Raw genomic sequence first — 20,228 nt, forward strand, 5'->3', positions numbered from 1 at the left:
CCCACCCAGAAAGGAGGTAACCCATGTCTCTCGTCAGTTCCGCCAAGAAGGCTTCGGACTCCCTGCGCGCCCTCAAGTCGCAGGCATCCGGCGCCGGTTCCTCGGTCAAGAAGGTGGGCGACGCCGGACGGTCGGCGTCCGGTCAGCTCAAGACCCTGCGGACCAACGCCCAGGGTTCCACCAGCCAGCTCAAGAACCTCAAGACCGCGTCCGAGCAGGCCGAGCGCGCCATGAAGAAGGCCGGCGACACCGCCCAGTCGGCCGGCACCAAACTCGGCAGGTACGAGTCGGGCGCCGGCAAAGCCTCGAAGGGCCAGGACAAGCTCAACCGGTCCATGAAGGGCAACTTCCTCGTCCGGCTGCTCGAACTCTTCATGCCGCTCATCGAGACCATCGTCGACATGGCGACGCGTTCGAAGACGATGCAGAACGTCCTGAAGAAGGCGTTCAGTGCCATCAAGTCGGTGATCAGCTCCGTCATGAAGGCCGTCGGGCCGATCATGAAGAAGGCCGGCGACCTGATCAAGACGGTCTGGAACGGCATCAAGAAGGCCATCTCCACCGTCGTCAAGGCCGTCGCCACCGTCATCAAGACCTACGTGAAGATCTGGAAGACGGTCATCACCACGGTCATGAAGGCCATCAAGTCCGTGATCAGCTCGGTCTGGAACGGCATCAAGGCCGTCATCACGCCGGTGGTCAACTGGATCAAGACCGCGATCCCGAAGGCGTTCAGCGCCGTCAAGGACAAGATGTCGTCCATCTGGAACGGCCTCAAGGACATCGCGTCCCGGGCGTTCGACGGCATCAAGAGCGGCGTGAAGGGCCCGATCAACGCCGTCATCGGCCTCATCAACTCGATGATCGGCAGCCTCAACCGCGTCAAGGTCAGCGTCCCCGGCTGGGTCCCGGTCGTCGGCGGCAAGACCTTCGGCGTCAACCTGCCGACCATCCCCATGCTCGCCACCGGTGGTGTCGTGATGCCCCGCTCCGGCGGCGTCCCGGCGATCCTCGCCGAGGCCGGCGAGGCCGAGGCCGTCCTCCCGCTCTCCAAGCTGGACCGGCTGCTCGCCCAGACCGCCCGCCGGGCCCGCGCGGCGCAGGGACCGCAGGCGGCCGGCGCAGGCGCCGGGCTCCACATCGAGCACTACCACGCCGCCCGGAACAGTGATCCGCACGCCACCGCCGACGCGCTCATGTACCTCGTGAAGGCGCGTGGAGCCAGGGCATGAGTGCCATAGCCGTGCGCGCCGCGCCGAACTTCCGCGTGGCCGTCGCGCCGATGCGCAACCTGCGGCAGGGCCTCGGCGGAGCGAACGACGCGCTGAAGAACCTGCGGCAGAACGTCCAGCGGGCGGCGGGCGGTGTCGGCGCCGTCGCCACCGTCGCCCGTACCGCCGGCGCCCCCCTCCGCGCCCTCGGCCAGAACGCCTCCGGCGCCGCCACCGCCATGACCAGGATCCGCCGCTCCAGCGCCCCCGCGGGCGTCAAGCGGATCGGCGCCGCCGCCGGCAGGGCCCGTACCGCCGCCCGCAGGATCGGGACCGGCGCCGGGGCCGTCCTCGGCATGCTCCTGCCGCTGCTGCCCGTCACGGACGTCATCTCGACCATGATGGGCACCTTCGGCACCGTCATGACCATCGCGTCGGTCGCCATGACAGGCGTCAACGTCGCCATGCGGGCCAACCCGCTCGGCTTCGTCGTCGGCCTGATCGTGCCCATCGCGGCGTACCTGATCGAACTGGCCGTCAACTCCCAGACCGGCCAGCGGATCATCAAGCAGGTCCTCCAGCAGGCGCTGAAGGCGTTCCAGGCGGTCTGGAAGTTCATCCAGCCGTTCATGAAGGCCCTCGGCCAGGCCATCGGCACCTACGCCAAGGCCTATCTGACCGTCTTCAAGACCGCGCTCAGGATCGTCGGAGCGGCCATCGGCGGGATCTCCGGAATCGGCTCCGCCGTCCGCTCCGCCTCGAACGCGCTGCGCGGTATCGCCTCCCGCACGATCGGCGGCATCAAGAACGCCGTACGGCCGGTCGCCGACTGGATCACCGACAGGATCCCGGGTTTCTTCCGCACCGCCAAGGACGCGGTGAGCAGGGCTCTGCGCGGCATCGGCGATCTGATCGAGGGCGCGCTGAACACGGTGCTCGGCGTCGTCAAGGGACCGATCAACGGTCTCATCGCCTTCGCCAACTGGATCATCGACGGGCTCAACAAGCTCAGCTTCGAGATCCCCCTGACCGGCAAGAAGTTCGGCGTCGAACTCGACAAGCTGCCCATGCTCGCCGAGGGCGGCATCGTCTCCCCCGGACACGCGGACGACTACCGCATCGACTCGCTCTCCCAGCTGGAGAACCGTCGCGTCCCGGCCCTCACGGAACCGCTGCCGACGCCGCACCGCGTCCGGGACTTCCACGAGGAGCCCGGCGCCGGCCCCCGGTCGACCGCCGAGGACCTGCTCTTCCTCGCGACCGCCCACCGCTGATCGCGGACCGCCCACCGCCGACCCATCCCAAGTGAGGTGACGGCCCCATGGCCGAGACCACGACCCCGTACGCCGGAAACAACTACACCGCCGACCTCGCGCCCGGCTCCCTCATCACCCAGGACGGGCAGATGCAGTGGGCCGGGCTCCTCATAGGCCCCGGCACCCCGTTCGCCGTCGACAAGTCCGGCCTGTCGGGCTGGGAGGACCTGCCCGAGTACGACTCCGCCGACGCCGACCGTCCCACCTCCCACGGCGCCTGGCCGGGCGCCCGGTACGCCAAGCCGCGCAAGGTCGGCGGCACGATCGTGCTGATGCCGGAGTACGACGGCACGGCCGGGGCCGTCCGCGCGCTGCGGCAGTCCCTCGCCCTCCTCGACGAGGAGCGGTGGCTCACCGTCCGGCTGCACGGCGAGCTGCTCGCCGTGCGCGCCCGGATCGCGCAGCGCGTGGTCCCCGCCGACCAGGGCTTCGCCACGCAGGGCAGCTCGCGCATGTCGGTCCAGTGGCTCGCCGCCGACCCGCGCCGCTACGTCGTCAACGAGCAGATCGCCACGACCACTCCCCCGCAGCCGGAGTCCGGCCTTGTCTGGCCGCTGACCTGGCCGCTCAGCTGGGGCGAGGCGAAGAGCACGGGCGACGCCGTCGTCGAGAACACCGGTTCGGCCCCGGCCCACCCGGTGATCGTCTTCCGCGGCCCGTGCTCCATGCCGACCGTCACCGAGCGGGTCAGCAGGCGACGGCTGCGGTACGCGATCGACCTGGCCGCCGGCGACGAGCTCACGGTCGACACGCGGGCGGGCACCGTCATGCTCAACAACTCCGCCTCCCGCCTGCACACCGCGATGGCCGACTCCACCCCGGAGGAGCTGTTCGTGCTCGACCCCGGTCGCACCGACCTGTCCTTCCGGCCCGAGGAGGGCACCGAGGACGCGCTGATGACCGTGCGCTGGCGCAGCGCCGAATGGTGACCGGGACACGCTGACCGCCCGCTCTCCACCCGACCGCCGGCCGCCCCCGTGGCGCCGGCGGTCGGCCGTTCCCCCGCCCACCGCCCGCCCCGCCCCCTTCCGGAGAGGTGACCCCCATGACCGTACGCGCCGCTTGGCTCCAGCCCACCGGCCAGACCCGCGAGGACACCCGTCTGACCCTCGCAGCCCTGCTCACCCCCAGCGGCCAGAGCGCCGCGGAGACCCCCCTGCGTTCGCGGGCGGGGATCGTGCCGGGCGGCTTCGTCCTGACCGGCAACCTGCCCATGCAGTGCACCATCGGCACCGGCCGGGCGATCGTCCAGGGCAACGACACCGCCCAGGGCGCCTATCTCGTGGCCGCCACCGCTCCGGAGACCTTCACGTTCACGGACGGCGACCCCCAGTACGACCGGATCGACCTGATCGAGCTGGCCGTCGTGGACGACGCCTACGACCGGACCGGTACCACCGAGGCCGTCATACGCGTGATCAAGGGCGAGGCCTCGGCCAGCCCGGTCACCCCGCCGAGCGGCCCGGGCAGCACGCTCCCGCTCTACACGGTCCGTGTGCTGAAGGGCACGTCGGCCGGCACCGGCGGCATCGCCTGGACCGACGGCGCGGTCACCACGCAGCACTGGCCGGTCGTCGCGCTCGGCGGCATCCTGCCGACCAGCGGTTTCAAGGGCGCGTACACGGGCCAGTACCGGGACGCCGCGAGCCTCCTCCAGCGCTGGGACGGCGAGACCTGGGTCTCGTACCCGAAGACCATCGGCGGCATCGCCCCCAGCGGCACGGTCACCACCGGGAGTTACCCCGGCCAGTACCGGGACAACGCGGGTGTGCTCCAGCGCTGGGACGGCACGGGCTGGCAGTACGTCGAGGGCAGGGCCACGGTCCTGTTCAGCGCCTCGCAGACGGTGCAGCAGACCGTCTCCCCCAACGTGTGGACCCCGGTCACCCTCCAGAGCGTCGACGTCGACGACTCCACGGGCTGGAACGGCACCACCACCTACACCGCGCCCCGGGCCGGCTGGTACCGGATCTCCGGCCACGTCATCTGGTCCGGCGACTCCGCTAACGGCATGCGCGGCGCCCGGATCCTCGTCAACGGCGTGGGCGTGAACCGCTGCACCTGGCTGACGCCGGCCGGAGGCGGCGCCATCGCGGTCGGCGGACAGGGCCTGATCAAGCTCACCACGGGCAGCACCGTCCAGCTCGCCGCCTACCAGACCCACACGGCGGCCGTGAAGACGCTCGGCGGCTCGGGCTACTCCTGCAACCTCAACGCCGAGTGGATCAAGGCCTGACCCCCGCTCCCCCCCTTGCGACCTTCCCCGAACGGAGAAACCCCATGAACCTGCGCAGCAGCTGGGTCGCCGAGACCGGCCAGACCCGCGAGGACACCCGCCTCACCCAGACCGGTGTCACCACCCTGACCAACCCCGTCCAGGTCCGCTCGGGCGTCCTGCCCGGCTCGTACGACGGCCTGTACCGCCTGTCCGGCTTCTGGACCTACGGCTCCGCCGCCATGTCGGCGACGGTCTCCGAGGGCCGGGCCGTCATCCAGGGCGAGATCTCCCAGGGCGTCTACCCGGTGACCCTGCCGGCCTCGGAGGTCGTGACCTTCGCACCGGGCAACGCCCTGTACGGCCGGATCGACCTGCTCGTCCTGAGGGTCCACGACAAGCTCTACGACGGCGGTGAGCGCACCGAGGCCACGATCGAGATCATCCAGGGCACGCCGGAGCAGGACCCGAAGGTCCCGGTCGTCCCGCCGCGCTGCCTCCCCCTGTACGAGGTGGCCGTCCCGGCCGGCGCCAGCGCGGGCAACGGCGGCATCCCGTGGAACGCCGCGCTCAAGGACCTGCGCACCCCGGTCGTCGCCCTCGGCGGCATCCTCCCGGTCGAGGGCCCGGTCCTACCCGGCGCCTACCCGGGTCAGTACCAGGACGCGGGCGGCGCGCTCCAGCGCTGGGACGGCGGCGCCTGGGTGTCGTACCCGGCGGCGCTCGGCGGCATCATCCCGGCGTCCGCCTCCACCACGCCGGCCAGCTACACCGGCCAGTACCGCGACTCGGTGGGCGGCCAGCTCCAGCGCTGGAACGGTGCGGCGTGGACCCCGGCCGTGCCCGGGCCGTACTTCGTCGACAACGGCGACTTCGGAGACACCGCGGCGACGACGTACACCTCGACACTCGCGGGGCGGGCCACGAACCCGCTCACGGTCAACTTCGTCGCCCCGCCGTCGAAGGCCGTCGCCGTCGGCTTCGGCTGCAAGATGCGGTCCCGCGACGACCACTACGCGTACATGGCGCTCCGCCTCACCCAGGGCACCACGGTCGTCAACGACCTCGACGACGACTACGCGGTGATCGCGGCCAGCACCGACTTCATCTCGGCCTCCGGCGCGCGCCGCCTGTCGGGCCTGACGCCGGGCACCACCTACACGCTCACGGCCTTCTTCAAGATCGTCACCAACACCCTCGGCCTCAAGGCCGGCTTCGACAACACGTTCATCAAGGTCGACCCGCTGCCGTAGTCCCGGATCCACCCACCCGACAGGAGAAACCATGGCACTGCGCAGCGGCTGGCTCTCGCCGACCGGGCAGACCCGTGTCACCACCCGCCTCACCGCCCTGGGCGCCACCACCCCGGTCAGCCCACTCGCCTCGCGCTCCGGTGTCCTGCCCGGCACGGCCGACGGCACGTTCCGCGTCGGCGGCCTCTGGCTGAGCGGCAGCGGCCCCATGAGCGCGACCGTCTACGCCGGGCGCGCCGTCGTCCAGGGCCCGAACGCCCAGGGCGCGTACCCCGTCACCCTCGACGCGGACACCGTCCTCACCTTCGGCGACGGCGACCCCCTCAACCCGCGCGTCGACCTCGTCGTCCTGCGCGTGTACGACGACGAGTTCGACAGCCTGACCAGAAGCGAAGCAGCACTGGAGATCGTCAAGGGCCAGCCGAAGGCGCAGCCGTCCGCCCCGGACGCGCCGCCGCTCTCCCTCCCCCTCTTCTCGGTCAGGGTGCAGGCCGGGGCCTCGGCCGGCACCGGCGGCATCGCCTGGACCACGGGGGCCGTGACCGATCTGCGCACCACCCTCGTCGGCGTGGGCGGCATCCTGCCCGTCTACAACAACGCCGGTGTGCCCGGCTCCTACCCGGGCCAGTACCAGGACAACGACAACGCCCACTTCCTCCAGCGCTGGAACGGCACCGGCTGGGTCGCGTACCCGAAGGAGCTCGGCGGCATCGCCCCGAGCGGTGCCGTCTCCACCGGCAGCTACCCGGGTCAGTTCCGCGACAACCAGGGCAGCCTGCAGCGCTGGAACGGCACCTCGTGGGTGAACTACCAGCCGCCGGTGGAGGTGGAGACCACCACCGTCGGAGCGACCGCGCTGGCCGGCTGGACGGTCGTGAGCTTCTCCGCCCGGCGCAGCCGGGGCGTGGCGACCGTCCTCCTCTCCGTCACCCGCAGCGGCGCCGACATCACCGCCTCCGCCACCGGCCACATCACCGACGAAGCGCTGTGCACCCTGCCCGCCGGGTGGCGCCCCGCCATCGACTGCGAGGCCTCCGCCTGCGACGGCATCGGCAACGGCGGCGCCAACTTCTGGACCAACGGCCAGGTCAACCTGCGCACCTGGTCCTCCAACGGCTCTCTCGTCGCGGGCCGCCACGTACGCGTCTCCGCCACCTACGTCCTGTAAAGGAGGGCTGTCCCATGGCACTCGACACGCCCTACCGGGCGATCTTCTGCGACCTCATGACCGACCTGACCCTCGACATCCTGCCGCTGCGGGACGTCTCGTTCGAGGACTACATCGGCCGGGCGGGCTCCCTGTCCGGCACCGTCCCCATCCCCGACCGTGCCATCGCCGAACGGGCCCACAAGATCAAGCCGGGCCGTACCGCGGTCTACCTGGAACGCGGCGGGGACCTGTGGTGGGGCGGCATCGTCTGGACCACCAACCTGCAGGGCAGCGACCGCGGCGTGGTGACCCTGGGCATCCAGGCCTCCACCTTCGACTCCTACGCGAGCCGACGACGCATCCGCACGCTCATCGAGTTCACCGAGCCGACCGACCAGTTCCGCATCGCCCGCCACCTGTGGGACACGCTCTCGGCCGGCCTGGGCCACAGCTCCATCGACACCGGCGACCCCCTGGAGGACTCCTCCGTCCTGCGGACGGCGTCGTGGCGGTTCGGCGACGAGACCGTCTACCAGGAGGCACTCGACCAGCTCGGCGCCCAGGAGAACGGCTTCGAGTACCAGATCCTCGTCTACCGGTCCCCGGAGGACGGCCGGCGGATCCGCCAGCTCCGGCTCGGCTCGCCGAAGATCCGGACCGGCGCCACCGACATGCTCTTCGACCGGCCCGGCACGATCCTGTCGTACTCCATCCCCGACGACGCCACCCGCGGCGGCACCCAGGCCCTGGCCCGCGGCGCCTCGACCAACAGCAACGCGGGCACCGAGTCCCGGCCGGCCCTGTCCTCCCTCGCCGAGCCGAAGAAGCCGCTCCCCGACCTCTGGCCGCAGCTGGACCTGTCGTCGGACCACAACGACATCGGGGACAAGAGCACGCTGGACTCGCTGGCCCAGGCAGCCGTCGACACGGCGTCCGGCTCCGTGCAGATCCCCGAGATCAGCATCCGGCTCGGCGGGATCGTGCCCCCGGCGCTCCTCGGCCGCACCGCCCGCATCCGCATCACCGACGAGTGGCACCCGGCGGGTCTCGACTCCCGCTACCGCATCGTCGGCGTCAAGGTCCGGCCCGCCGAGCGGGGCCGCCCCGACACCGCCGAACTCTCACTCGAGGAGGCCTGATGGCCCTGCTGCCCGAGGACATCATCGACCGGCTGATCCAGATGGAGCGCCGGATCCAGGCCCTGTCCACAGCGGTCAACACCCGCCCGTCCTTCAACGAGATCCGTCCCTTCCCGCCCTCCACCGCGAGGCCGGCCCTCCGGATCTTCGACAACCACAACCACGAGATCTTCGCGGACGACGTCGCGACCGGCGGGCTCGCCCGGCCGTGGCTGCAGCTGATGCCGCCGGTGGACCACCTGAACCAGGCGAAGTGGCCGTCCACCACCAGCACGGCCTTCACCGCCATCGCCCAGTCCTTCAACCCGGTCTGGCAGCCGCGGATGCGCCTCGCGATGTACACGAAGGTGTCCAGCGGTGCGACCGGTCAGGTGAAGGTCATGGTCGACGGCCAGCAGTTCGGTCCGACCGTCGCCGCCGGACAGACCTTCGACCACACGGGGCCGCTGCCGGTCGACCTGGCGACCAAGTTCGGCAAGGTGATGACCGTCGAGATCCACGCCGTGGTGACCAGCGCCTCCGGCACGGTCTACGCCCAGCCCGTGAGCATGTACGGCACCCAGACCTGATCCTCCCACCGCGGCCGACGAGGCCATCGAGGAGCACCCCATGAACATCGACCCCACCCAGCCCTGGGGCGTGGTCATCGACTACGCCGGCCGTGCCACCGTCACCGAGAACGGCCACACGCTCTCCATCCGCGTCTACGACAACGGCCTGGGCCACCACCTGGAACGGGACCCGTTCACCGGCCAGTACCCGTCGGTCGCCATCAGCGCGGAGTTCGCCAGGACCGGCCAGGGAGACGCCGTCCTGCGCGGTTTCGGCCTGGCCACCGTCGAGGCGACGGACGGCGTCCCCGCCGTACCCGACCCGACCGCCGTCCAGCAGGCCGTCGCCGCGGCGCTCGCCGACTTCGAGGCCCGCCGTTCCGCCTACGCCGCGCTCTGCGCGACCTGGGCCCCGCAGCCGGAACCCGAGCAGCCCGCCCCCGCGCCGGAGCCCGCTCCGTAACCTCCGCGCGCCCCACCCGTACCCCCGCCCCGCGCCCCGACGGCCGGGGCTCTCGCATGTCTGGAGGACAACCGATGGCCACTCCCCTCCCCGCGGACCGGCTCCTCGCCGCACTCCGCGCCGAAGGCGTCACCGTCGTCGAACACCCCGGCTGGCGCTCCCACAACCGGAACCACACCGGCGCCTGGGGCCCGGTCACCGGCGTGATGATCCACCACACCGTCAGCTCCGGCACCGCGTCCTCCGTCGAGATGTGCTTCAACGGCTACGAGGGCCTGCCCGGACCGCTGTGCCACGGCGTCATCGCCAAGGACGGCACCGTCCATCTCGTCGCCAACGGACGCGCCAACCACGCCGGCGGCGGCGACCCGTCCGTCCTCCAGGCCGTGATCACCGAGACGTACGGGGCCCGGCCGCCCGCCCCGCGCGAACACCAGGGCAGCCACAACGCCGTCGACGGCAACTCCCGCTTCTACGGCTTCGAGTGCATCAACCTCGGCAACGGCACCGACCCCTGGCCGGCCGCCCAGCTCGACGCGATCGAACGGGTCTCCGCCGCCCTCTGCCGGGCCCACGGCTGGGGCGCCAAATCCGTCATCGGCCACCTGGAGTGGTCCGACTGGAAGAGCGACCCCAAGGGCTTCGGCATGCCGACCCTCCGGCAGCGCGTCCAGACCCGACTCTCCAAGGCCCCCGCCAAGCCCGCCCCGGGCAGCGGAAAGCCCACCGCCCCCCGCCTCCAGCCGTTCCCGGGCACCTCGTTCTTCCGCACGGAGACGAGCTCCCCGGTCATCACGGCCATGGGCCGCCGTCTCGTCGCCGAGGGCTGCGCCGCGTACACCGTCGGCCCCGGCCCCCGCTGGAGCGAGGCCGACCGGCTCAGCTACGCGAAGTGGCAGCGAAAGCTCGGCTTCCGCGGCTCCGACGCCGACGGCATTCCCGGCGCCGCGTCCTGGAGCGCGCTGAAGGTCCCGTACACGAAGTAATCACCGCACCAGAGGAGACCCCCGATGTCCGATGCCGCCCAGCGCACGGCCCGTACCGTCCTCCAGACCGCCGTCGGCATCGCCGTCGTGCTCCCCGCGATCGTCGACGCCTCCGGCATCCCCGCGACCCTCCCCTGGGTCGCCGGCGCGCTCGCCGTCGCCGGCGGCCTGGCCCGGGTGATGGCCCTGGACCTCGTACAGAACCTGCTCCCGTCCTGGCTCCGCACCGACAGCGGCACCCGCGGCCCGATCGGCAGCCCGGCCGAGGGCGGTGCCGATGACCGATCCTGACCCGAACGACCCGGTCGCCGTCGCCCTCGAACTGGAACGGCTCCGCGGCACCCTGGAGGCCGGCTTCGCCCGGGTCGACGGCTCGCTCGCACTGCTCGTCCAGCGCAGCGACCAGACCGACCGGCAGCTCGCCGACCACGAGGCCCGCCTCGACGACCTGGAGCGCGCCCGCTGGCCGCTGACCAGCATCGCCGCGCTGGCCGCGAGCGCCGGTGTGCTCGTCGCCGTCTGGGAGCTGGCCGCCCGCTAGGGGCGGCCGGACACGCCGAAGGGCGGCCACCCCCACGGGGGTGACCGCCCTTCGGTTTCGCACTACTTACTGGTTGTACGGACCGTAGTCGTAGTCCTCCAGCGGAACGGCCTGGCCGGAGCCCGAGCCGAACGGCGAGTAGTCGATGTCGTCGTAGCCGACGGCCGAGTACATCGCGGCCTTGGCCTCCTCGGTCGGCTCGACCCGGATGTTGCGGTAGCGGGACAGACCCGTACCGGCCGGGATGAGCTTACCGATGATGACGTTCTCCTTGAGGCCGATGAGGCTGTCGGACTTGGCGTTGATCGCCGCATCCGTCAGGACTCGGGTCGTCTCCTGGAAGGAGGCGGCCGACAGCCAGGATTCCGTCGCCAGCGAGGCCTTGGTGATACCCATCAGCTGCGGACGGCCGGAGGCGGGGTGACCGCCCTCGGTGACCACACGACGGTTCTCGGTCTCGAACTTCGAGCGCTCGACGAGCTCGCCCGGCAGCAGCTCCGCGTCGCCGGACTCGATGATCGTCACACGGCGCAGCATCTGCCGGATGATGATCTCGATGTGCTTGTCGTGGATCGACACGCCCTGCGAGTTGTAGACCTTCTGGACCTCGGCGACCAGGTGAACCTGGACCGCACGCTGACCCAGGATGCGCAGCACGTCGTGCGGGTTGGTGGCACCCACGGTGAGCTTCTGGCCCACCTCGACGTGGTCGCCCTCGCCCACGAGCAGACGGGCACGCTTCGAGATCGGGAACGCCGTCTCGTCGGTGCCGTCGTCCGGGGTGACGACGATCTTCTTGGTCTTCTCGGTCTCCTCGATACGGACGCGGCCGGCCGCCTCCGAGATCGGGGCGACACCCTTGGGCTGACGAGCCTCGAAGAGCTCGACGACACGGGGCAGACCCTGGGTGATGTCGTCACCGGCCACACCACCGGTGTGGAAGGTACGCATCGTCAGCTGGGTACCGGGCTCACCGATGGACTGGGCGGCGATGATGCCGACCGCCTCACCGATGTCGACCAGCTTGCCGGTGGCGAGCGAACGGCCGTAGCAGAACGCACAGGTACCGACGGCGGACTCACAGGTCAGGACCGAGCGGGTCTTGACCTCCTCGACACCGGCGCCCACGAGGGCGTCGATGAGCACGTCACCCAGGTCGACGTTGGCAGGCGCGATGACCTTGCCCTCGACGACGACGTCCTCGGCGAGCATCCGCGCGTACACGGAGGTCTCGACGTCGTCCGTCTTGCGCAGGACACCGTCGGCGCCGCGCTCGGCGATCCGCAGCTTCAGACCGCGCTCGGTGCCGCAGTCCTCCTCGCGGATGATCACGTCCTGCGAGACGTCCACCAGACGACGGGTCAGGTAACCCGAGTCGGCGGTACGCAGGGCGGTGTCCGCCAGACCCTTACGGGCACCGTGCGTGGAGATGAAGTACTCCAGAACGGTGAGGCCCTCACGGAAGGACGCCTTGATGGGACGCGGGATCGTCTCGTTCTTGGCGTTCGACACCAGACCACGCATACCGGCGATCTGACGCATCTGCATCATGTTTCCTCGGGCGCCCGAGTCAACCATCATGAAGATGGGGTTCGTCTTCGGGAAGTTCGCGTTCATCGCCTCGGCAACCTCGTTGGTCGCCTTGGTCCAGATCGCGATGAGCTCCTGAGTGCGCTCTTCCTTCGTGATGAGACCGCGCTCGTACTGCTTCTGGACCTTCTCGTCCTGCTCCTCGTAGCCCTTGACGATGGCCTTCTTGGCCTCGGGCACGACGACGTCGGAGATGGCCACGGTGACACCGGAACGGGTCGCCCAGTAGAAGCCCGCCGCCTTCAGGTTGTCGAGCGTCGCCGCCACGATGACCTTGGGGTAGCGCTCGGCGAGGTCGTTGACGATCTCGGAGAGCTGCTTCTTGCCGACGGAGTAGTCGACGAACGGGTAGTCCTCGGGCAGCAGCTCGTTGAAGAGCGCGCGGCCCAGCGAGGTGCGCAGGCGGAACGAGTCACCCTGCTGCCACTCCGGCTCGCCCTCCTCGGTGACCGGGGGAACCCAGCCACGCGGAGCGACGGTGCCGACGGGGAAGCGGATGTCGATCTGCGACTGCAGCGCGAGCTCGCCGGCGTCGAACGCCATGATCGCCTCGGCCGTGGAGCCGAACGCGCGGCCCTCGCCCTTGGTGTCACGGAGCTCACCGTCGGTGGTCAGGAAGAACAGACCGAGGACCATGTCCTGGGTCGGCATCGTGACCGGACGGCCGTCGGCCGGCTTCAGGATGTTGTTCGAGGACAGCATCAGGATGCGGGCCTCGGCCTGCGCCTCCGCGGAGAGCGGCAGGTGCACGGCCATCTGGTCACCGTCGAAGTCCGCGTTGAACGCGGTGCAGACGAGCGGGTGGATCTGGATGGCCTTGCCCTCGACCAGCTGGGGCTCGAAGGCCTGGATGCCGAGGCGGTGCAGCGTGGGCGCACGGTTCAGCAGAACCGGGTGCTCGGCGATGACCTCTTCGAGGACGTCGTACACGACCGTGCGGCCGCGCTCGACCATCCGCTTGGCGCTCTTGATGTTCTGCGCGTGGTTCAGGTCGACCAGGCGCTTCATCACGAACGGCTTGAAGAGCTCCAGCGCCATGGCCTTCGGCAGACCGCACTGGTGCAGCTTCAGCTGCGGACCGACGACGATGACGGAACGCGCGGAGTAGTCCACACGCTTACCGAGCAGGTTCTGACGGAATCGACCCTGCTTACCCTTCAGCATGTCGCTGAGGGACTTCAGCGGACGGTTGCCGGGGCCCGTGACCGGGCGACCACGACGGCCGTTGTCGAAGAGGGCGTCGACCGCCTCCTGGAGCATCCGCTTCTCGTTGTTCACGATGATCTCGGGGGCACCGAGGTCGAGCAGACGCTTCAGACGGTTGTTGCGGTTGATCACGCGGCGGTACAGGTCGTTCAGGTCGGAGGTCGCGAAGCGGCCACCGTCCAGCTGCACCATCGGACGCAGGTCCGGCGGGATGACCGGCACGCAGTCGAGAACCATGCCCTTGGGGCTGTTCGCGGTCTGCAGGAACGCGGAGACGACCTTGAGGCGCTTGAGCGCACGGGTCTTCTTCTGGCCCTTGCCGGTACGGATGATCTCGCGGAGGCGCTCGGCCTCCTCCTCCAGGTCGAAGGACTCCAGGCGCTTCTGCAGCGCCGCGGCACCCATCGAACCGTCGAAGTACGTGCCGAAGCGGTCACGCAGCTCGCGGTAGAGGAGCTCGTCGCCCTCCAGGTCCTGGACCTTGAGGTTCTTGAAGCGCGACCAGACCTCGTCCAGACGGTCGATCTCGCGCTGCGCGCGGTCGCGCAGCTGCTTCATCTCGCGCTCGGCACCCTCGCGCACCTTGCGGCGCACGTCGGCCTTGGCGCCCTCGGCCTCGAGCTCGCCGAGGTCGTTCTCGAGCTTCTTGGCGCGGGCCTCCAGGTCGGAGTCGCGACGGTTCTCGATCTGCTGACGCTCGACGGAGACGTGCGCCTCCAGCGAGGGCAGGTCACGCGTACGACGCTCGTCGTCGACGTACGTGATCATGTACGCCGCGAAGTAGATGACCTTCTCGAGGTCCTTCGGGGCGAGGTCGAGCAGGTAGCCAAGACGCGACGGAACGCCCTTGAAGTACCAGATGTGGGTGACGGGAGCGGCGAGCTCGATGTGGCCCATCCGCTCACGGCGCACCTTCGCGCGGGTGACCTCGACGCCACACCGCTCACAGATGATGCCCTTGAAGCGGACACGCTTGTACTTGCCGCAGTAGCACTCCCAGTCCCGGGTCGGACCGAAGATCTTCTCGCAGAAGAGTCCGTCCTTCTCGGGCTTGAGCGTGCGGTAGTTGATGGTCTCCGGCTTCTTGACCTCGCCGTGGCTCCACTGACGGATGTCGTCAGCGGTGGCCAGACCGATCCGGAGCTCGTCGAAGAAGTTGACGTCGAGCACTATGCGTCAATCCCTCTCAGGGTTGTAAGGCTTGGGGTCTGATACGGGGGTCCTGGGGCCGGCCGGGGACTCAGCGGTGAAACGCCGAGCCCCCGACCGAACTCCCGTCAGACCTCTTCGACGCTGCTCGGCTCGCGCCGGGACAGGTCGATGCCGAGCTCCTCCGCTGCGCGGAAGACGTCCTCGTCGGTGTCGCGCATCTCGATGGACATGCCGTCCGAGGACAGCACCTCCACGTTGAGGCACAGGGACTGCATCTCCTTGATGAGCACCTTGAAGGACTCGGGGATGCCGGGCTCAGGGATGTTCTCGCCCTTGACGATGGCCTCGTAGACCTTCACGCGGCCGGTCACGTCGTCGGACTTGATCGTCAGCAGCTCCTGGAGGGCGTAAGCGGCGCCGTACGCCTCCAGCGCCCACACCTCCATCTCACCGAAGCGCTGGCCACCGAACTGGGCCTTACCACCCAGCGGCTGCTGGGTGATCATCGAGTACGGACCGGTCGACCGGGCGTGGAGCTTGTCGTCGACCAGGTGGTGGAGCTTGAGGATGTACATGTACCCGACGGAGATCGGGTCCGGGAACGGCTCGCCGGAGCGGCCGTCGAACAGCCTCGCCTTACCGGTCGGGAGCACCATGCGCTCGCCGTCGCGGTTCGGGATGGTGTGGTTCAGCAGACCCGCGAGCTCGTCCTCACGCGCACCGTCGAAGACCGGGGTCGCGACGTTGGTGCCGGGGGCGACCTTGTCGGCGCCGATCACCTGGAGGCGCTGCGCCCACTCGTCCGCGAGGCCGGAGACGTCCCAGCCGCGGCTGGCGAGCCAGCCGAGGTGGATCTCCAGGACCTGTCCCGGGTTCATTCGGGACGGGACACCCAGCGGGTTGAGGATGATGTCGACCGGGGTGCCGTCCTCCAGGAACGGCATGTCCTCGATCGGCAGGATCTTCGAGATGACGCCCTTGTTGCCGTGACGGCCGGCGAGCTTGTCACCATCGGTGATCTTGCGCTTCTGGGCGACGTAGACGCGGACCAGCTGGTTCACGCCCGGGGGAAGCTCGTCGCCCTCCTCGCGGTCGAAGACGCGCACGCCGATGATCTTGCCGATCTCGCCGTGCGGCACCTTCAGCGAGGTGTCACGGACCTCACGGGCCTTCTCACCGAAGATCGCGCGGAGCAGGCGCTCCTCCGGGGTCAGCTCGGTCTCACCCTTGGGCGTGACCTTGCCGACCAGGATGTCGCCGGCGACGACCTCGGCACCGATACGGATGATGCCGCGCTCGTCGAGGTCCGCGAGGACCTCCTCGGAGACGTTCGGGATGTCCCGGGTGATCTCCTCCGGGCCGAGCTTGGTGTCACGGGCGTCGACCTCGTGCTCCTCGATGTGGATCGAGGAGAGGACGTCGTCCTGCACGAGGCGCTGCGACAGGATGATCGCGTCCTCGTAGTTGTGACCCTCCCACGGCATGAACGCCACGAGCAGGTTCTTGCCGAGCGCCATCTCGCCGTCTTCGGTGGCGGGACCGTCGGCGAGGACCTGGCCCTCGATCACGCGGTCGCCCTCGTCGACGACGACCTTCTGGTTGACCGAGGTGCCCTGGTTCGAGCGCGAGAACTTGTGCAGGCGGTACGTGATGTACGTGCCGTCGTCGTTGGCGACGGTGACGTAGTCCGCGGAGAGCTCCTGGACGACACCGTCCTTCTCGGCCTTGAGCACGTCGCCGGCGTCGGTGGCACAGCGGTACTCCATGCCGGTGCCGACGAGCGGGGCCTCCGACTTAATCAGCGGCACCGCCTGACGCATCATGTTCGCGCCCATGAGGGCACGGTTGGCGTCGTCGTGCTCGAGGAACGGGATCATGGCGGTCGCGACCGACACCATCTGGCGCGGCGAGACGTCCATGTAGTCCACGTCCGACGGCTCGACGTAGTCGACCTCGCCGCCACGCTTACGCACCAGGACACGGGGCTCGGTGAACTGCAGGTCGTCGTTGAGCGCGGCGTTGGCCTGCGCGATGACGAAGCGGTCCTCCTCGTCGGCGGTGACGTAGTCGACCTCGTCGGTGACCTGGCCGTCGACGACCTTGCGGTACGGCGTCTCGATGAAGCCGAACGCGTTGACGCGGCCGTACGAGGCGAGCGAACCGATCAGACCGATGTTCGGGCCTTCGGGGGTCTCGATCGGGCACATGCGTCCGTAGTGGGACGGGTGCACGTCTCGGACCTCGAAGCCGGCCCGCTCACGGGACAGACCACCAGGGCCCAGCGCCGAGAGACGACGCTTGTGCGTCAGACCCGACAGCGGGTTGTTCTGGTCCATGAACTGCGACAGCTGGCTGGTGCCGAAGAACTCCTTGATGGAGGCGACGACCGGCCGGATGTTGATCAGGGTCTGAGGCGTGATCGCCTCGACGTCCTGGGTGGTCATGCGCTCACGCACGACGCGCTCCATACGAGCCAGACCCGTGCGGACCTGGTTCTGGATGAGCTCGCCGACGTTGCGCAGACGACGGTTGCCGAAGTGGTCGATGTCGTCGGTCTCGACGACGATCTCGTTGCCGTTCTCGCCGATCGTCTCGGTCTCGCCCGCGTGGAGCTTGACCAGGTACTTGATCGTGGCGATGACGTCATCGGTGGTGAGCACGCCGGCGTCCAGCGGCTCGTCCGCGCCGAGCTTCTTGTTCACCTTGTAGCGGCCGACCTTGGCGAGGTCGTAGCGCTTCGGGTTGAAGTAGAGGTTCTCGAGCAGCGTCTGAGCGGCCTCACGGGTCGGCGGCTCGCCCGGACGCAGCTTGCGGTAGATGTCGAGCAGCGCGTCGTCCTGGCCCTGGGTGTGGTCCTTCTCCAGGGTGGCGCGCATGGACTCGTACTCGCCGAACTCCTGCAGGATCTGCTCGGTGGTCCAGCCGAGAGCCTTGAGGAGGACGGTGACGGACTGCTTGCGCTTGCGGTCGATGCGGACACCGACCAGGTCGCGCTTGTCGATCTCCATCTCCAGCCAGGCACCCCGGGACGGGATGATCTTGGCCGAGAAGATGTCCTTGTCGGACGTCTTGTCGATGGAGGAGTCGAAGTAGACACCCGGCGAACGGACCAGCTGCGACACCACGACACGCTCGGTGCCGTTGATGACGAAGGTGCCCTTGTTCGTCATGAGCGGGAAGTCGCCCATGAAGACCGTCTGGGACTTGATCTCGCCGGTCTCGTTGTTGGTGAACTCGGCGGTGACGAAGAGCGGGGCGCCGTACGTGAAGTCACGGTCCTTGCACTCGTCGATCGAGTTCTTCGGCGGCTCGAAGCGGTGGTCGCGGAAGGTCAGCGACATCGACCCGGAGAAGTCCTCGATCGGCGAGATCTCCTCGAAGATCTCTTCCAGACCGGACTTCCTGGGGACGTCCTGTCCCGACTCAAGGGCAGCCTCGACGCGAGCCTTCCAGGCGGCGTTGCCGAGCAGCCAGTCAAAGCTCTCGGTCTGCAGCGCGAGGAGGTTCGGAACCTCGAGGGGCTCCTTGATCTTTGCAAAGGAGATGCGCAGCGGGGCGGTGCTTGCGCCGTTGTTCGTATTGGTCGAGGCGTTGCGCGAGGCGGCCAAGAGGGGGTCCTTCCGAGGGCTCGGACTCACTACGCGCGTACCGGTCCCCTGCATCGCTTCACGGCAGACTTTTCCTGATATGGCCAAAAAGCCAGGTCAGACGGGGTCGGTCCGAGGAGCGGATGCGAAGGTATGCCCCTGGTGACGGGCAGGGGGCAGCTAACAGGCAGCGCAAAGGGTCAGTGTAGCCACTCGGCTCACTGATGTCCAGGGCGAATAATTCGCGACCCTCGTTGCTCTCAACTCCGCGGTACCTCGCGCCGTGCGGCGCACCTCGATACTGCCCGTTCAGTCGTCGATCCATGCCTCGGAAACGGATCGTTGTGACGACGCGTCCTGAGAATTGCGCGCTGCGTGCGGTTCGTCAAGGCCCCCCGGTCTGCGGGGCGCACGGCGAAGATCACCATACTCCGCTCCCGGCGGCCCTCGGGCCCCCCGCCACGCCCTTCCCGGGGAACGCCGAAAGGCGACCACCCAGAAGGGTGATCGCCTTTCGATGCCCCCGCGTTACACGGGGGCAGGAGTCAGATTCAGCGACTCGAAACGGTCTTACTTGACCGTGACGGAGGCGCCGGCGGCCTTGAGGGACTCGGCAGCCTTCTCGGCGGCCTCCTTCGTGACCTTCTCGAGGACCGGCTTCGGGGTGCCGTCGACGAGGTCCTTGGCCTCCTTGAGGCCCAGGGAGGTGAGCTCACGCACGACCTTGATGACCTGGATCTTCTTGTCGCCGGCACCCTCGAGGATGACGTCGAACTCGTCCTGCTCCTCGGCGGCCTCGGGGGCAGCGCCACCCGCGGCGGGGCCGGCAACGGCGACGGCCGCGGCGGCGGTGACGTCGAACTTCTCCTCGAAGGCCTTCACGAACTCGGAGAGCTCGATGAGGGTCATCTCCTCGAACTGGGCGAGGAGGTCGTCCTGAGAGAGCTTCGCCATGATGGGCGATCCTTCCACTAATTCGGCAGGTGCCGGATGTATAGAGAGGCGGGCGTTACGGCCCGCTACGACCTGCGCCTAGGCGGCACAGATCATGACGCGAGCCGAATTACTCGGCACCGCCCTGCTCGGCGAGCTTGACGCGAAGCGCCTCCGCGGTGCGGACGAACTTCGACGGCAGCGCCTGCAGGAGCGAGGCAGTCTGGGACTGCTTGCCCTTGAACGCGCCGGCCAGCTTGCTGAGCAGAACCTCGCGGGACTCGAGGTCCGCGAGCTTCTTGAACTCGTCGGCGGACAGCGCCTTGCCATCAAGGACACCGCCCTTGATGACGAGGTTCGGGTTCTCCTTGGCGAAGTCACGCAGAGCCTTCGCCGACTCCACCGGGTCACCGGTGACGAAGGCGGCCGCGGTCGAACCAGCAAGCTGGTCGTCCAGCGCGGAGATGCCGGCCTGGTTGGCCGCAATCTTGGTCAGCGTGTTCTTCACCACGGCGTACTGGGCGTTCTCACCGAGCGAACGACGCAGCGTCTTCAGCTGCGCCACGGTGAGCCCCGTGTACGAGGTCAGCACGACGGCGTTCGAGCTGCGGAACTTGTCCTCAAGCTCGGCTACCGCGGCAGCCTTGTCGGGCCTTGCCATAGAGCGTCGGCCTCCTTCCGGGTGATGAGGACCGCTCAGAAGGCACTGCCACAACGAAAACGCCCCGGGCGCAGGCGCTCGGGGCTCAGCTCAACCGCATCACGAAGATCCGGGAACTCATCCACAATCACCTGCGCGGGTCGTTCGCGTCGCAGCGAATCCTTCGGCCACCGCACCTTGACGGCACAGTGACGACCAGCGGTCTTTGGCTTCCTCGGAAGAGTACGTGACCGACGCGCCCGGGGGCAAATCCGGCCTGACCGCCCCCGGACGC

The 20,228-nt window shown here is 69.0% G+C and carries 16 protein-coding genes; 12 read left to right on the forward strand and 4 right to left on the reverse strand.

The window, feature by feature from the left end:
* Nucleotides 1–23 precede the first annotated feature (23 nt).
* The 12 genes from IF00_RS0116370 to IF00_RS0116425 all read left to right on the forward strand — a co-directional run bounded on the left by IF00_RS0116370 (nucleotide 24) and on the right by IF00_RS0116425 (nucleotide 10,825).
* Complete coding sequence (locus IF00_RS0116370) at nucleotides 24–1,232, forward strand: phage tail protein (RefSeq protein ID WP_030318686.1); 1,209 nt, start codon at nucleotides 24–26, stop codon at nucleotides 1,230–1,232.
* Complete coding sequence (locus IF00_RS0116375; RefSeq protein WP_030318689.1) at nucleotides 1,229–2,485, forward strand: phage tail family protein; 1,257 nt, start codon at nucleotides 1,229–1,231, stop codon at nucleotides 2,483–2,485. Before IF00_RS0116370 ends, IF00_RS0116375 begins: the two co-directional genes overlap by 4 nt.
* Nucleotides 2,486–2,532: 47 nt before the next feature.
* The gene (locus IF00_RS0116380; protein ID WP_030318690.1) at nucleotides 2,533–3,456 is read left to right on the forward strand and encodes a phage distal tail protein; all 924 of its coding nucleotides are present in this window, start codon (nucleotides 2,533–2,535) and stop codon (nucleotides 3,454–3,456) included.
* A 116-nt stretch (nucleotides 3,457–3,572) separates the two neighbouring features.
* On the forward strand, nucleotides 3,573–4,763 hold the full coding sequence (locus tag IF00_RS0116385) for a hypothetical protein (protein WP_030318692.1): 1,191 nt from the start codon (nucleotides 3,573–3,575) through the stop codon (nucleotides 4,761–4,763).
* 44 nt (nucleotides 4,764–4,807) lie between these two features.
* Nucleotides 4,808–5,995: a hypothetical protein gene (locus IF00_RS0116390; RefSeq protein ID WP_030318694.1), complete on the forward strand. Its 1,188-nt coding sequence runs from the start codon at nucleotides 4,808–4,810 to the stop codon at nucleotides 5,993–5,995.
* A 31-nt stretch (nucleotides 5,996–6,026) separates the two neighbouring features.
* The gene (locus tag IF00_RS0116395; protein ID WP_030318696.1) at nucleotides 6,027–7,163 is read left to right on the forward strand and encodes a hypothetical protein; all 1,137 of its coding nucleotides are present in this window, start codon (nucleotides 6,027–6,029) and stop codon (nucleotides 7,161–7,163) included.
* Between the two features lie 14 nt (nucleotides 7,164–7,177).
* Nucleotides 7,178–8,284 carry a hypothetical protein gene (locus tag IF00_RS0116400; protein ID WP_030318698.1) on the forward strand — a complete coding sequence of 369 codons (1,107 nt, stop codon included), beginning with the start codon at nucleotides 7,178–7,180 and terminating at the stop codon, nucleotides 8,282–8,284.
* Entirely contained in the window at nucleotides 8,284–8,853 is a 570-nt protein-coding gene (locus tag IF00_RS0116405) for a hypothetical protein (protein WP_030318700.1), read from the forward strand. Before IF00_RS0116400 ends, IF00_RS0116405 begins: the two co-directional genes overlap by 1 nt.
* 40 nt (nucleotides 8,854–8,893) lie before the next feature.
* A complete protein-coding gene (locus IF00_RS0116410; protein WP_030318702.1) occupies nucleotides 8,894–9,298 on the forward strand; it encodes a hypothetical protein in 405 nt (134 codons plus the stop codon).
* A gap of 74 nt (nucleotides 9,299–9,372) precedes the next feature.
* Nucleotides 9,373–10,284 (forward strand): peptidoglycan-binding protein, encoded by a 912-nt coding sequence (locus IF00_RS0116415; RefSeq protein ID WP_030318703.1) that lies wholly within the window; start codon nucleotides 9,373–9,375, stop codon nucleotides 10,282–10,284.
* A gap of 24 nt (nucleotides 10,285–10,308) precedes the next feature.
* Complete coding sequence (locus tag IF00_RS0116420) at nucleotides 10,309–10,575, forward strand: hypothetical protein (RefSeq protein WP_030318706.1); 267 nt, start codon at nucleotides 10,309–10,311, stop codon at nucleotides 10,573–10,575.
* Nucleotides 10,562–10,825 (forward strand): hypothetical protein, encoded by a 264-nt coding sequence (locus tag IF00_RS0116425; protein ID WP_030318708.1) that lies wholly within the window; start codon nucleotides 10,562–10,564, stop codon nucleotides 10,823–10,825. Before IF00_RS0116420 ends, IF00_RS0116425 begins: the two co-directional genes overlap by 14 nt.
* A 66-nt stretch (nucleotides 10,826–10,891) precedes the next feature.
* Here the strand turns inward: IF00_RS0116425 and IF00_RS0116430 are convergent, their stop codons facing one another.
* The 4 genes from IF00_RS0116430 to rplJ all read right to left on the reverse strand — a co-directional run bounded on the left by IF00_RS0116430 (nucleotide 10,892) and on the right by rplJ (nucleotide 19,954).
* Complete coding sequence (locus tag IF00_RS0116430) at nucleotides 10,892–14,791, reverse strand: DNA-directed RNA polymerase subunit beta' (RefSeq protein ID WP_030318709.1); 3,900 nt, start codon at nucleotides 14,789–14,791, stop codon at nucleotides 10,892–10,894.
* 107 nt (nucleotides 14,792–14,898) lie between these two features.
* Entirely contained in the window at nucleotides 14,899–18,381 is a 3,483-nt protein-coding gene (gene rpoB, locus IF00_RS0116435) for a DNA-directed RNA polymerase subunit beta (protein WP_030318711.1), read from the reverse strand.
* 549 nt (nucleotides 18,382–18,930) lie between these two features.
* Complete coding sequence (rplL, locus tag IF00_RS0116440) at nucleotides 18,931–19,314, reverse strand: 50S ribosomal protein L7/L12 (protein WP_030318713.1); 384 nt, start codon at nucleotides 19,312–19,314, stop codon at nucleotides 18,931–18,933.
* Nucleotides 19,315–19,423: 109 nt separating this feature from the next.
* Nucleotides 19,424–19,954, reverse strand: a complete 531-nt coding sequence (gene rplJ / locus IF00_RS0116445; protein ID WP_030318714.1) for a 50S ribosomal protein L10 — start codon at nucleotides 19,952–19,954, stop codon at nucleotides 19,424–19,426.
* Nucleotides 19,955–20,228: the final 274 nt, after the last annotated feature.

Origin of the sequence: Streptomyces flavochromogenes, from assembly GCF_000717595.1 — a bacterium.
Lineage (GTDB): Bacteria > Actinomycetota > Actinomycetes > Streptomycetales > Streptomycetaceae > Streptomyces > Streptomyces flavochromogenes.